The organism is Ensifer sp. R1-3, assembly GCF_056739175.1.
The window spans coordinates 785,934-799,838 of sequence record NZ_CP096516.1; the positions used below are offsets into that span (position 1 = coordinate 785,934).

At 64.4% G+C, this 13,905-nt stretch carries 13 protein-coding genes; 11 read left to right on the forward strand and 2 right to left on the reverse strand.

The window, feature by feature from the left end; translation table 11 throughout:
* The first annotated feature begins 82 nt into the window (after positions 1 to 82).
* The 8 genes from M1D43_RS21000 to M1D43_RS21035 all read left to right on the forward strand — a co-directional run bounded on the left by M1D43_RS21000 (position 83) and on the right by M1D43_RS21035 (position 8,490).
* Entirely contained in the window at positions 83 to 832 is a 750-nt protein-coding gene (locus tag M1D43_RS21000; protein WP_014527253.1) for an FkbM family methyltransferase, read from the forward strand.
* 147 nt (positions 833 to 979) lie between these two features.
* Complete coding sequence (locus M1D43_RS21005) at positions 980 to 2,050, forward strand: LacI family DNA-binding transcriptional regulator (RefSeq protein WP_014527252.1); 1,071 nt, start codon at positions 980 to 982, stop codon at positions 2,048 to 2,050.
* A complete protein-coding gene (locus tag M1D43_RS21010) occupies positions 2,047 to 3,069 on the forward strand; it encodes an ABC transporter substrate-binding protein (protein ID WP_014527251.1) in 1,023 nt (340 codons plus the stop codon). The genes M1D43_RS21005 and M1D43_RS21010 overlap by 4 nt, the downstream gene beginning before the upstream one ends.
* Positions 3,070 to 3,157: 88 nt before the next feature.
* Positions 3,158 to 3,985 carry an ABC transporter permease gene (locus M1D43_RS21015; RefSeq protein ID WP_014527250.1) on the forward strand — a complete coding sequence of 276 codons (828 nt, stop codon included), beginning with the start codon at positions 3,158 to 3,160 and terminating at the stop codon, positions 3,983 to 3,985.
* On the forward strand, positions 3,982 to 4,761 hold the full coding sequence (locus tag M1D43_RS21020) for an ABC transporter permease (RefSeq protein WP_003534075.1): 780 nt from the start codon (positions 3,982 to 3,984) through the stop codon (positions 4,759 to 4,761). The genes M1D43_RS21015 and M1D43_RS21020 overlap by 4 nt, the downstream gene beginning before the upstream one ends.
* A complete protein-coding gene (locus tag M1D43_RS21025; RefSeq protein WP_003534073.1) occupies positions 4,754 to 5,782 on the forward strand; it encodes an ABC transporter ATP-binding protein in 1,029 nt (342 codons plus the stop codon). The genes M1D43_RS21020 and M1D43_RS21025 overlap by 8 nt, the downstream gene beginning before the upstream one ends.
* A gap of 6 nt (positions 5,783 to 5,788) precedes the next feature.
* A complete protein-coding gene (locus M1D43_RS21030; RefSeq protein ID WP_014527249.1) occupies positions 5,789 to 6,712 on the forward strand; it encodes a nucleoside hydrolase in 924 nt (307 codons plus the stop codon).
* Positions 6,709 to 8,490 carry an adenine deaminase gene (locus tag M1D43_RS21035; RefSeq protein WP_014527248.1) on the forward strand — a complete coding sequence of 594 codons (1,782 nt, stop codon included), beginning with the start codon at positions 6,709 to 6,711 and terminating at the stop codon, positions 8,488 to 8,490. The genes M1D43_RS21030 and M1D43_RS21035 overlap by 4 nt, the downstream gene beginning before the upstream one ends.
* Before the next feature lie 6 nt (positions 8,491 to 8,496).
* Here the strand turns inward: M1D43_RS21035 and M1D43_RS21040 are convergent, their stop codons facing one another.
* A complete protein-coding gene (locus M1D43_RS21040) occupies positions 8,497 to 9,666 on the reverse strand; it encodes a M20 aminoacylase family protein (RefSeq protein WP_010975639.1) in 1,170 nt (389 codons plus the stop codon).
* 151 nt (positions 9,667 to 9,817) lie between these two features.
* Between M1D43_RS21040 and M1D43_RS21045 the strand changes: the two genes are divergently transcribed.
* From M1D43_RS21045 to M1D43_RS21055, 3 genes are all read left to right on the forward strand, one after another.
* On the forward strand, positions 9,818 to 10,528 hold the full coding sequence (locus M1D43_RS21045; protein WP_014527247.1) for a phosphoribosyltransferase: 711 nt from the start codon (positions 9,818 to 9,820) through the stop codon (positions 10,526 to 10,528).
* Positions 10,529 to 10,808: 280 nt separating this feature from the next.
* On the forward strand, positions 10,809 to 12,101 hold the full coding sequence (locus M1D43_RS21050; RefSeq protein WP_014527246.1) for an NCS2 family permease: 1,293 nt from the start codon (positions 10,809 to 10,811) through the stop codon (positions 12,099 to 12,101).
* Positions 12,102 to 12,373: 272 nt separating this feature from the next.
* Positions 12,374 to 12,781: a DUF2442 domain-containing protein gene (locus M1D43_RS21055; RefSeq protein ID WP_014527245.1), complete on the forward strand. Its 408-nt coding sequence runs from the start codon at positions 12,374 to 12,376 to the stop codon at positions 12,779 to 12,781.
* A gap of 93 nt (positions 12,782 to 12,874) precedes the next feature.
* On the opposite strand, the gene alc is transcribed toward M1D43_RS21055, so the two are convergent.
* Positions 12,875 to 13,897, reverse strand: a complete 1,023-nt coding sequence (gene alc / locus M1D43_RS21060) for an allantoicase (RefSeq protein ID WP_014527244.1) — start codon at positions 13,895 to 13,897, stop codon at positions 12,875 to 12,877.
* Positions 13,898 to 13,905: the final 8 nt, after the last annotated feature.

Below are 13,905 nucleotides of genomic sequence, written 5' to 3' on the forward strand. Positions count from 1 at the left end.
CCTCGTTCACCCGTTTCCCCCTCCGCGACGTCCCCGGAAAAACCGGTTTCCACTTCGCTTGAAAATGCTCTAGAGAAGCGCGATGCGCGCGATAACCTATTTCCAGAGAACCGTTTATTTCCCAGACAAGCCGGAAAAGGCGCGCTTCTTCAGCCGGTTGCAGTCCGGCCAGTGGGAGCCCGGTACTTTTCGCAACATCGCGCGCTTCGTCGACCGCAAAACGACCTATATCGACATTGGTGGCTGGATCGGGGTCACGCCCTACTGGGCGGCACAGGCTGCCGACAATGTCATTGTCGTCGAACCTGATCCGGTCTGTTTCGGCATTCTCACCGAAATGAAAGGCGCAAACACCGGGGAAGTGAAACTCGTCAATGCGGCCCTTTCGCAAGACGAACGTCTCGTTCTCAATTCCGTGGGCGGCGGCTTCGGGAGTTCGGAAACGTCGGCGCTGATCGCCGACGACACCGGCATGTCGATCGAGGCGAAGACGATCACAATTCCCGAGCTTCAGGCGATGGCGAGGACCGAACGTCTCTGCCTCAAGATCGATATCGAAGGCTACGAATACAAGGTTCTCGACCAGTTCCGGGCGATCGACCGGAAGAGGACCGCCGGCGTGCTGCTCGCGGTGCACCCGCAGATCCTGGCCGCTTCGCTCTCCGGGCCTGCCGTTCTGCGCGTAATCAGGACTGCGTCGGCAACCTTCCGCCTGATACGAAGCCTGCGTGGCTTTCGATTGGAGAACCCGTCGGCGCTCTGGGGAGCGATCCGCAAATCGGTTTCCAAAGGCGAGATCAGGGGCTTCGACCTGCTCTTCGTTGCGCGTTGAGGACAACGCCCGGGTACGCTTCATCCACAGGTGAGCGATCTCTGCGGCCAGTTATTAGGTTCGACTCAAAAAAGATTCGACAGGCACGATCGGCTGATATATCGCAGCTTAATCGTTTAATCATCCGATGCGGCGGAAGATAAGGCCTTGGCACGTTCCGGACCCAAACTGACGAGGATAGCCACGACACTTGGCGTCTCCGCGGCGACGGTCTCCAACGCGCTCTCCGGCAAAGGGCGCGTTTCCGCCGAGCTTGCCGAGAAAATCCGCTCGGTTGCGGCCGAGATCGGATATGTTCCGAGCCAGGCGGGAAGGGCGCTCAGGACCGGCAAGAGCGCGGTCATCGGGCTGGTTCTGCCTGACATCAGCAATCCGCTCTTTCCCCAGATCGCACAGGCGATCGAGTTTGCGGCATCTTCTGCCGGTTACGGTGTGCTGATCGCAGACTCCCGCGGCGACGTCGCCGTCCAGACGAGGGCGATCGAACGCCTCATCGAGCGGGGCGTCGACGGCATGGTCATCGTGCCGCGGCGGGGAACCCGCATTGCCGATGTCGGTTGCCCGGTCGCTGTGGTGGACACGCCCTCGACACCCGGCAACACGGTGGCGGCGGACCATTGGGACGGCGGAAGGCAGATCGCCGAGCATCTCGTCGGACTCGGTCACAGGCGCTTGCTGATCCTAGGCAACAATCCCGCCTCCAACGTGCAGAACGACCGGATCGGCGGGCTTCGCTCGGCCATGCGCGAAGGCGCGCAGGCGGAGACGCTGTGGATCGAACGGCTGGAGCAGGTACACGGCCAGGGCTGCTCGCTCGGGCTCGCCGGGAAGGTGGCGGAAGGCGTGACGGCCTTTGCGGCCGTCTCCGACCTGCAGGCGCTGCGCGCGCTCACGGAACTGCAACGGGCCGGCATCCATGTCCCGGAACAGGCGAGCGTCACCGGGTTTGACGACCTGATCTGGTCACCGGTGGTGACGCCGGCGCTGACCACGATTCGGATGGATATGGCGCGCATCGCGACGCTCGCGGTCGAGGCGCTGGTGCAGGCGATCGGCGCCGGCGAAGCCGAATTTCCATCCCACGGCACGCCCGTTGCCGCCACCATTTCGAAAGTGCCCATGCAACTCGTCGTCCGCCAGTCCACGGCGACGCCACCATCAAACGTGCAGCCAGCCCCCAACGTAAAGCCACCCAGCGAAGGAGAACCGCAGTCATGAAGAAAATCCTCATCGCCTCGACCGCGCTCCTCTTGATCGGCGCCCATGGCGCATCCGCTCAGGAGAAGACCCTGACCATCTCCGTCTACGGCTTCGCCCAGGACGCGTTCAAGGAGCTGGTCTATGATCCATTCGAAGCCAAGTGCGGCTGCAAGCTCGTCGTCGAAACGGGCAACAGCATCGAACGCCTTGCCAAGATGGAGGCAAACAAGGCCAATCCGGTCGTGGACATGGCGGTGGTTTCCATGGCGGACGCGCTTTCCGCTACAAGGGCCGGCCTGATCGACAAGATCGATACTTCGAAGCTCAGCAATTTCGACAAGCTCTACGACATCGCCAAGGACCCGAACGGCGACGGCATGAGCATCGGCTACACTTTCTACGCCACCTCGATCGTCTATCGTTCCGACAAGGTGGAAGTCACGTCCTGGGCCGATCTACTCGGCGACAAGCTCGCCGGCCATGTGGCTCTCCCGAACGTCACGACCAACCAGGGTCCGCCGACGCTCTACATGATCGGTGAAGCGCTCGGCCAGAATACGCCGGACCTCGAGGCCGCGATCGCCGCAGTCGGCGAAAAGAAGGACGATATCGTCACCTTCTACGTCAAATCCTCGCAGCTCGTGCAGTTGATGCAGCAGGAAGAAATCTGGGCGGCGCCGATCGGCCGGTTCTCCTGGGAAGGTTTCACCAAGATGGATCTGCCGATCAAGTGGGCGACCCCGAAGGAGGGCCAGACCGGCGGCATGAACGTCATGGTTCTGGCCAAGGGCTCGAAGAACCAGGATCTCGCGCTTCAGTTCATGGACTTCTGGTTGTCGACCGAAATCCAGACGGCGCTCGCCGAAAAGCTGGTCGACAGCCCCGCCAACAAGGAAGTGAAGGTCTCGCCGGAGATCGCCGAGAACCTCACCTACGGCGAAGAAACGGTCAAGAACCTGAAGCTCATCCCGTCGGCAGTGGCACTCGACAATCGGGAAGCGTGGCTTTCCGAGTGGAACGCCAAGGTCGGCCAGTAAGAGCCTGGCTCTTGCCTTGCGCGACGCCAGATCCTGCCGGCGTCGCGCCACGTATCCAACGGCGGCACTGCCGCGGAAAGGGGTAGAGATGTTCCACAACCGGGCTGAGGCGCTGGCACTTGCCTTGCCGGCGGCCGTGTTCGCCGCCGTCGTCTTTCTGGGGCCGGTTGTCATCCTGCTTGCCGAAGGCTTCCGCAATGTCGATGGCTGGTCGGTATCCGCCTATACCGGGTTCCTATCCGATCCGCTCAACCGGACGGTGTTCCTGCGCACGCTGCGGCTCGGCGCGGCGGTAACCGTGGTCGCTGCCGTCATCGGCTATGCCGCTGCCTTCGCCATCGTCAACCTGCCGCCGAAAGGCAAGGGCCGGATGATCGGCCTCGTGGTGCTGCCGCTGATGATATCGCCGGTTGCGCGCACCTATGCGTGGATCGTCATTCTGGGGAGGACCGGGATCGTCAACCAGGCATTGACGAGCGTCGGCCTGACGGACGAGCCGGTGCGCTTCCTGTTCACGGAGACGGCGGTCTTCGTCGGGCTCCTGCAGCTCTTTCTGCCGCTGATGATCCTGGCTCTGATCAGTGCGCTCGAAAACATGCCGAAGGACGCGATCCCCGCAGCGCGGGTACTCGGCGCCAATTGGTTTCAGGTCTTCTGGAAGGTCATTTTGCCGCTCACCAGGGAAGGTCTTGTGATCGGCGGAACGCTCGTCTTCACCGGCTCCCTGACAGCCTATATCACCCCGGCGATCCTCGGGGGCTCCAAGGTCCTGATGCTGGAAACGCTTCTTTATCAGCGTGTGACCGTCGCCAATGATTTCGTCTCCGCAAGCGTCATCGCCTTCATCCTGATCGTCATGAGCTTCGCGGCCAATCTTCTCTTGAAGCGGCTCGCCACCGCGAGGAGCAAGCGATGAATTCCCGTCTTTTCCCGGTAACGGTGCTCGTACTCGTCACCGCGTTCCTGATCGGCCCCTTCTTCATCATCGTCGCGGCATCCCTGTCGGGGGGCGAGACGCTTGCCTTTCCGCCGCAAGGCCTTTCGCTGAAATGGGTCGCAAAGGTCTTCGAGGTCGAGAGCTTCCGCGAGAGCTTCGCCATGTCGATGCTGCTTGCCATCGGCGGGACGGCTGCCGCCCTTGCCCTCGGCATCCCCGCATCCTACGCGCTTTCGCGTTACCGGCTGCCCTTCGGCGAAACGGTCCGCACCGTCGTCTCCCTGCCGATCATCGTGCCCGGCATCATCGTCGGCCTGGCGCTGCTACGCTATCTCGTCGTTCCCTTCGGGTTCAATATCACGCTGGCGCTCTTCCTTGCACACACGGCGCTCGTGTTGCCCTATGCGGTGCGCGTCGTCTCGGCGAGCCTCAACAATCTGCGCTCCGATATCGAGGAGGCCGCGGTGCTGCTCGGCTCGTCACGCGCCGGCGCCTTTTTCCGGGTGGTCATGCCGAACATCCGCAGCGGCATTCTCGCCGCCTTCATTCTCGGCTTCGTCACCAGCTTCAATCAGGTGCCGGTTTCGTTGTTCCTGTCCGGCCCGGGCGTGCGCACGCTGCCGATCGACATGCTCTCCTACATGGAGATCACCTATGACCCGTCGGTCGCGGCCCTGTCGGCGCTGCTCGCCTTCATGTCCATCGGCATCGTCTTCCTCGCCGAGCGTTTCCTAGGATTTTCCCGCTATGTCTGATCCCGCCTTCCTCAGCCTCGAAAAACTGACGCTCGCCTATGGCGACACCGTCGCCGTGAAGGATCTCGACCTCTCGATCCGAAAAGGCGAATTGGTCGCGTTTCTCGGGCCTTCGGGCTGCGGCAAGACCACGACGATGCGCTCCATCGCCGGCCTGCTGAAGCCGCAATCGGGCCGTATCAGCCTCGACGGCGCCGACATTACTCGCGTTGCCGCGAACAGGCGTTCCGTCGGTCTTGTCTTCCAGTCCTATGCGCTTTTCCCGCATCTCACCGTCTTCGAGAATGTCGCCTTCGGTCTTCGGCTGAAGGGCCTCTCCGGAGCGGAGCTCGAATCCCGCGTCGGGACCGGCCTGAAATCCGTCGGATTGACGAGCTTTGCCGACCGGAAGCCGGCCGAGCTTTCCGGCGGTCAGCAGCAGCGCGTAGCACTTGCCCGCTCGATGGTGATGGAGCCGAAGGTGCTTCTTCTCGACGAGCCGCTTTCCAACCTCGACGCGCGTCTGAGGCTCGAGATGCGCACGGAACTGCAGCGGGTCCAGAGGGAAACCGGCGTCACGATGATCTTCGTCACCCATGATCAGGGCGAGGCGCTGTCGCTGGCCGACCGCATCGTGGTGATGCTGAACGGCGCGATCGAGCAGATCGGCACGCCGGAAGAGATCTATAACCGGCCGGCCTCGGCCTTCGTGGCCGATTTCGTCGGCTTCGAGAACATCTTTGCCGTCGAGAACGGCAAATTGCGCGCCGGAAACGGCCCGATCGAGCTTCCCGGGCCTTTGCCGCACGATGCGGCGGGGCTTGCCTGGCGTCCGCGCATGGTGACCCTGGGGTCAGGTCCTTTCCAGGGCACCGTGCGCGGGGCCTCTTTTTCCGGCAGCACGCGGGAATACCTGCTCGATACGCCGCTCGGTGCGCTGAAGGCCGAAGTGGATGCGGCCGTGCCCGCGCATGCCGCAGGCACCACGCTCGCATTCGATCTGCCGGTCGAAAAGGCCGCGAAGCTGGAAAGGTTCAATTGATCCGCCATGGGCATCTGGATCGACACCGATATGGGCTTCGACGACATCGCCGCGTTGCTCGTCGTCCTTCACGCCGGTGAGGCCGTCGACGGCGTCTCGCTGGTCTACGGCAATGTGCCGCTCGGGCAGGTTAAACGCAACGCCGCCGCCGCAGCGCAGGCCTTCGGCTGGACCTTTCCGATCCATCGGGGACGGGCGCTCCCCGTGCTCGGAAAGCTCGAGACGGCGGAGCGTATCCTCGGGCAGACCGGCATGCCGACGTCGGGGCTGAGCCTCCCCGATGCACCCGCCCTGCCGGACAGCGATGCGTTCCTTGCGCTCTGCCGCTGGCTGGAGGACGGCGAAGGTCCGCATCGTATCCTGGCGCTCGCGCCGCTTACCAATATCGCTGCCCTTGCCCTGGCACGCCCCGACCTCGCCGCGCGGATCGACGAGCTCACCTGGATGGGCGGCGGTGTTTCCAGCGGCAATCATACGGCGTCCGCCGAGTTCAACGCCTTTGCCGATCCGGAAGCGCTCGCCATCGTGTTTGCCCACGGCGTGCCGTTCAGGATGGTCGATCTCGACCTCTGCCGGAAGGTCATCGCTTATCCGGACGATGTGGAGGCGATACGCACCGCAGGTGGCGCAAAGGCCGCGCTGCTTGCCGATCTTCTCGCCGGCTACGTCGCGATCGGCACGAGCCGTGGACGGACCGGCATGGCGATCTACGATCCCTGCGCAGCCGTTGCGCTGGTCGATGGAGACGCTGTGTCGTTTCGCCCGGCGCGCATCGATGTCGAGCTTGCCGGAGCCTTGACGCGCGGCCGGACGGTGGTCGAGACCCGGGGGAGCCACGCGACATTCAACGCCCAATATGCGATCGACGTCGACGCGGAACGTGCCCGCCGGCACCTGCTCGGTGCGCTCGCCAAGGAAGCCGCCAGATGACGGTACTGCAGCAACCCTCCGACCTCGACGACGCCTGCTTGCGGGCGCGCGCAGTTGCCGCCGCACGCGGTGATGCGCGCTTCGATGTGCTCGTGGCCGGCGGCACGGTCGTGGATGTCGTGACAGGCGAATGCCGCGCGGCGGATGTCGGGATCGTCGGTGCCCTGATCGCGAGCGTCCATGCACCCGGGTCGCGCAGCGACGCGGACACGGTCATCGATGCGGCGGGAGCCTACCTTTCGCCCGGTCTTGTGGATACGCATATGCATGTCGAAAGCTCGATGGTGACGCCCGCGGTCTACGCTGCCGCCGTGGTGCCGCGCGGCGTGACGACGGTCGTCTGGGACCCGCACGAATTCGGCAATGTGAGCGGACTTGCCGGCGTGCGCTGGGCCGTCGACGCAATGGGCGGTCTACCCTTGCGTGCCGTGGTTCTGGCGCCGTCCTGCGTGCCCTCCGCTCCCGGCCTGGAGCTCGCCGGCGCGGATTTCGACGCCGAAGCCGTTGCGGAAATGCTGTCCTGGCCGGAGATCGGCGGGATCGCCGAGGTCATGAACATGCGCGGCGTCATCGACGGCGATCCGCGCATGACTGCGATCGTCGAGGCGGGACTGAAGGCGGGCAAATCGGTCAACGGGCATGCGCGCGGCCTGGAGGGAGCCGATCTGCAGGCCTTCGTAACGGCCGGCGTCGGCTCCGATCACGAGCTCGTTTCGGGTGACGACCTCATCGCCAAACTTCGCGCCGGCCTGACCATCGAGCTGCGCGGCTCGCACGATCACCTTCTTCCCGAGTTCGTGACAGCGCTCGGTACTCTGGGCCATCTGCCGCAGACGGTCACGCTGTGTACCGACGACGTTTTCCCGGACGATCTTCACCGCGACGGCGGCCTCGACGACGTGGTCCGCCGCCTCGTACGCTACGGGCTCAAGGCCGAGTGGGCGCTGCAGGCGGCAACCCTGAACGCCGCCCGGCGGCTCGGAAGGGCCGATCTCGGCCTGATCGCACCGGGTCGCCGTGCCGACATCGTCCTCTTCGAGGACATTCGCGATTTCCGCGCGCTCCATGTGCTGGCGAACGGCAGGCTGGTGGCGAGCGGCGGCGGGATGCTTCAGGCGCCCGTCGCGGCCGATGTCTCGCCCCTGCGCCACACGATGAAGATCGAACCGCTGACAGAGGACGACTTTCGCATCGCTGCCACGGGCAGCACGGCCCGCGTCGTGACGATCGACCGGCCGCGCTTCACCCGATGGGGCGAGGCGGGAGCCGAGGTTTCGGACGGATATCTGGTGCCGCCTGATGGCACGACGCTGATTGCCGTAGCCCATCGGCATGGCCGCGCCGACAGCCGACCGCGGGTCGGTTTGCTTGAAGGCTGGGGCGAGTGGCGCGGCGCCTTTGCGACAACCGTTTCGCATGACAGCCACAATCTGACGGTCTTCGGCAGCAGCCCGCGCGACATGACGGTTGCGGCCAATGCGGTGATCGAAGCCGGCGGCGGAATGGCGGTCGTTGCCGAAGGCAAGGTCGAGGCGCTGCTGCCTCTGCCGCTATGCGGGCTTGTCTCCGATGCGCCGCTTGCCGAGGTCGCAGCGGGTTTCGCGGCCATTCGCGAGGCTGCCGGCAGAATCGTAGAGTGGCAGCCTCCCTATCTCGTGTTCAAGGCCTGCTTCGGGGCGACGCTCGCCTGCAATGCCGGGCCGCACCAGACGGATCGCGGCATTGCCGACGTAGCGACCGGCAAGCTGCTGGAAAGCCCGGTCCTGGAGACCTTCTGACGCTCTTCAGGCCTTGAGTTCCTGCTCCACCAGCGCGGTCCAGAAGGCAGCCCCGGGGCCGATCGCCGCGTCGTTGAAGTCGTAGGCGCTGTTATGGTGCAGCGCGCCGTCGACGGCGGGACCATTCCCGAGCCAGACATAGCAGCCGGGCGCCTCCAGCGCGAAGAAGGCAAAGTCGTCGCCGGCGGTCGAGGGTGGGAAGCTGGTCAGCGCCTTCTCACCGAAGACGGACCGGGCGGCCGAAAGGGCGCGTGCCGTCGCGTCGGGATCGTTGACGACCGGGGGAATACGCCGCTCGAAGCGATAATCGGCCTCGATGCCGTACATCGCCGCGGTCCCCAGCGCCAACCGGCCGATCTCTTCTTCCAACTGGTCGCGCACATGCGGCGTATAGGCACGCGCCGTGCCGCCGATCTCGACCGTGTCCGGAATGACGTTCAGCGCCTTGGGGTCGCCTGCTTGCAGCGCGCAGGCGCTGACGACCGCCGGCTGCAGCGGGTCGACGACCCGGCCGACGACGGTTTGCAGAGAAGCGAGGAATGTCCCCGCCGCCGTGATCGGATCGCGGCCGAGATGCGGCTTGGCGCCGTGCGTCCCGACTCCGCGGAAGGTGAGGCGCCAGCTGTCCGAGGAGGCAAGCTGCGGCCCCGCCACGACGGCCATCTCGTCCACTGCAAGCCCCGGCATGTTGTGCAGTCCATAGACCGCGTCGCAAGGGAAAAGATCGAAAAGCCCGTCCTCCACCATGCGCCTGGCGCCGCCGCGGCCTTCCTCGGCGGGCTGGAAGATGAAATGGACCATTCCTGAGAAGTTGCGCGTCGCCGCAAGGTGGCGCGCCGCGCCGAGCAGCATCGTCGTATGGCCGTCATGGCCGCAGGCATGCATCTTCCCCGCTACCGTGGATTTGTAGGGCCGGTCGGCGAGTTCCGGCATGGCGAGCGCATCCATGTCGGCGCGCAGGCCGATCGCGCGCGTGCCGTTGCCGACCTGCAGCGTGCCAACGACGCCTGTCTTGCCGAGGCCGCGGTGGACTCTGAGGCCTGCTTCTTCGAGGATTCTCGCCACAAGATCGCTCGTCCGCTCTTCCTCGAAACCGAGTTCGGGATGAGCGTGCAGGTCGCGGCGAAAGGCCGTGAGAAAGGTGAGATCGTCGGCAATCCCGGGGGGCACGCGCATCGGCAGGCATTCCTTGAGCAGTCTGGAAAGAGCCTGAATTCCCCAGCTTTGGTCGCTGGGACGTGCCCTTTCGGTTTGATCGAAGCGGCAATGGGTATAGACGAAAAACTCAGGGATCAGAACCTTTTACTCAGCCGAATGGACGCCAGGTATGACGGTAGCGAAACCAATGGAGCCGCACGATTACTGGCAGGAGGTCTTTCCGCCCGGCAGCTTTGTCGGAGACGGCGGCTTCCGCACCTTTTTTCCAGCCACTCTCGCGGACGGGCGCCAGATCCTCCTGCCGATCCGGCCGCTTTCGGACGGCAGACATGCGCTGGCCTCGCTGATCATTAATCAGGCGAGCTTCGAGGTGGAGGACGCGCTCGCGGAGGAACTGGCCGCCCGACTGGCGCCCTTCCGACCGGAAATCGTCGCGGGTCTTCCGACACTCGGCCTGACGCTCGCCGCAGCCGTTGCCCGCAAGCTCGGCCACAAGCGCTATGTGCCGCTCGGAACCTCGCGAAAATTCTGGTACGTCGACGATCTCTCCGTTCCCCTGTCGTCCATCACGACGCCCGGTCAGAAAAAGCGGCTCTATGTCGATCCCCGCATGCTGCCGCTGTTGCGGGGCTGGCGAGTCGTGCTGATCGACGATGTGATATCGAGCGGAGCCTCGATCCTTGCCGGCCTGTCGTTGATGGCGGCCTGCGGCATCGAGCCGGTCGCGATCGGTGCCGCCATGTTGCAGTCGGAACGGTGGCGCCAGCCGCTCGCCGAACTCTCTCCGCAATGGCCGGATCGGACTGTAGGAGTCTTCGCGACGCCGATGCTCGTCCGGGCCGACGACGGTGCCTGGAGCGCGTCCGATACCCGGATCTAGCATCGCCGGTGCCCGAAGGAATGCCTCCGGAATTCGCTGGAAAACTTGAAAGTCTTTCGCGCTCGGCGTCGAAATCGGTGGCTAGCGGTCATGCGCGCGAAAACGCACAATCGGGTGCTTGCGATGGCGACCCATCCGGCGAGGCCGCACGGCCTGGATCATACACCCTGAAGACATCGGGGCGCGCGATCAAATTGCAATGGCCGGGCTCTTGGAGGAGCAACACACCCGGTCTCTGTCGTTCGGCTGCGTCGAGATGGCGTCTGCCAAGGGAGGAAAAATGTTTGAACGACTCTTCAAGCTTAAGGAGCACGGCACGACCGTCCGCACGGAAGTGATCGCCGGCGTCACGACGTTCCTTACGATGTCCTACATCATCTTCGTCAATCCTGACATTCTGTCGACCACGGGCATGGACCGCAACGCGATTTTCGTCGCGACCTGTCTTGCGGCCGCTCTGGGCTCCGCCGTCATGGCGCTTGTCGCCAATTGGCCGATCGGCATGGCGCCGGGCATGGGCCTCAACGCATTCTTCGCCTTCACGGTCGTGGCCGCCCTCGGCTTCACCTGGCAGCAGGCGCTCGGCGCGGTCTTCATCTCCGGCATCATCTTCCTGTTCTTGACTGTCACGGGGGTTCGAAGTTGGCTGATCGCTGGGATCCCGCATTCGCTTCGCAGCGCGATTGCGACCGGTATCGGCCTGTTCCTGGGCATCATCGCCCTGAAAAACGCCGGCATCGTCGTCGACAACCCGGCGACGCTGGTCGGCCTCGGCGATCTCAAGCAGACCGGACCGCTGCTCGCGATCCTCGGCTTCTTCGTCATCGCCGTGCTCGACGCGCTCAATGTCCGCGGATCCATCCTCATCGGCATCCTGGTGGTAACGGTTCTGTCGATGTTCCTCGGCGTATCGGAATTCCAGGGCATCGTCTCTGCGCCTCCGAGCATTGCGCCGACCTTCCTCCAGCTCGACATCATGGGCGCCCTGCATGGCGGTCTCGTCCACGTCATTCTAGTCTTCGTGCTGGTCGAGGTCTTCGACGCGACCGGCACGCTGATCGGTGTCGCCAAGCGCGCGAAACTGGTGGAAGAGGGCAAGCCCAGCCGTCTCGGGCGTGCATTGCTTGCCGACAGCTCGGCCATCGTCGCCGGCTCGCTGATGGGCACCAGCAGCACGACCGCCTATGTCGAAAGCGCCTCGGGCGTGCAGGCGGGCGGGCGCACCGGTCTAACGGCGCTGACGATCTCGGTGCTGTTCCTCGCCGCGCTCTTCATCTCGCCGCTTGCCGCCGCCGTCCCGTCCTATGCGACCGCGCCGGCACTGCTTTACGTTGCCGGTCTGATGATGCGTGAGCTCACCGAGATCGAATGGGACGACCTGACGGAGGCGGCACCCGCGGCGCTAACCGCTATCGCCATGCCCTTCACCTATTCGATCGCCAACGGTCTCGCCTTCGGCTTCGTAAGCTACGTGGTCCTCAAGGTCTGCACCGGCAAGTGGAACGTCATCCACCCGGCGACCCAGCTCGTCGCGGCACTGTTCATCGTCCGCTTCGCATTCTTCGCCGAGTGACCGAACAGGGTTGGGGAGGGTCGCGACCGGCGCGGCCCCTCCAACCCGCCACGCTCTTTGGCAAGCCGACGAACCTCTGGCGTTCTTGCCGGCCCAAAGACATACTCCTCGACTTCGCGGCGCTTGCGGGACAGCGTTGGACTTGAGTAACCCATCGTGATAGGTTACTAGCGCGGTCTGGGCTGATGGCATGAAGCGGGGCGATGTGCGCCGGGCGGTGCAGATCGTCAACGAACGGCAACAGCAATTCCTCGGCAGATGGAGGGAGATTCATGGCTGAACTGACGGGCACCCAGATCGACGCAGCTTTGGAAAGCGGCCGGATAGCGCGAGAGACAGAGCCGCGTGCTGCATCTGCGCGCTATGACGAGCGAAGCGGCCGCATTGTCGTGGAGTTGATCAATGGCTGCACGTTCGCCTTTCCGCCACGCCTGGCGCAGGGACTGGAAGATGGAAGCAGCGATCAGCTCGCCGCAGTCGAGATCCTTGGGGAAGGTTATGGCCTGCATTGGGAAGCCTTGGACGTCGATCTTTCGATTCCGGGCCTTTTGGCCGGCATATTCGGCACCAAGGCTTATATGGCACGAAGGGCAGGGCAAGCGACATCGCCGGCGAAGGCAGCAGCCGCGCGTGCTAATGGTGCCAAGGGCGGGCGGCCGCGCAAAGCGGCCCGCGGCTAGAGCGGATGAGAAAAGTGTGCGCGGTTCTTCGCCGGAATCCCGCTCTAACCTATTGGAATCGGTCGCGTTCATTCAGGTCGACCAGACCCGAAGTCATCGTGATCTGGGGTCAGCGACCCGGCCGTAAATGCGCAGCCGGCTGACGCCGCCATCCGGGTAGATGTTCAGGCGCACATGCGTGACCGGATCGGCATGTCTGAGCATATCGGACCCATACTCATGGACGCTGTCGGCCGAAAGCTTCCGGTGCGGCAGAAGCTCGTTCCAGAACATCGCGGAGGAGGCAACGAGCATGTCGCACTCGGCAGTCATGCCTCCGAGGTCAGCCGCCTGTAGCGAGCAAGCATCCGGATAGTTGCCTTTGAAATGCGCGGTATCGACGAGGATCCGTTCGACGTGCCCGCGTGCGGCAAGCTTGACGATGATCCAGTCGTAGCCCGGTTCGCGCCGCCTGCGCGTTTCCCAGCCGTCGCCCATATTCGCGCCCCGCCCTGGGGCAATGAGGCGCTCGTGGCCGTAATGGCCGTTGGAGAAGGCGACGATTCGACCGCCGAGCAGGCAGGACGCAAGATCGATCGTCTCGTTCGCCATAGCCTTGAGATCGAGTGCCGGAGTGCCGTAGACCCGAAGCCGGGCGATACCTCCATCCGGATGGATGCGCAGCCGGATATGGCTGTAGACCGCGTCGGAGTGCGCGGCGAAGAAGTGATGTGCATTCGGTCCGAGGCCGGTGACCGGCAGCAGTTGGACCCACTCGGTCGCCTCGTCCGGATCTTCCGCCGAATGACAGGCTTCTATCGAGCAGGCGCTCGGATAATTGCCGGTGAAGTGCGACGTGTCGACGTCGAAGCCGGCAATCCGCCCTTTCGCGGCGAGCGCGATAACCGCGTAGTCGTGGCCGGCGCCGCGGCGGCGGCGGGTTTCCCAGCCGTCCATCCATTTGCCGTGATCGTCGTAAAGGCCGGGGTGGAATGCGGCCGGTTCGTCCTTTAGCATACGCTCCAGCGGGCCGAAGAATTCGTCCGTCGCAAAGAGCGCCCGGGCGCCAAGGCCTGCGGAAGCGAGGTTGATTGTCCCGCCCGCAAAGCCGGGCAGGGCTTCGCCGGCACGCGTCATGGCGCCGC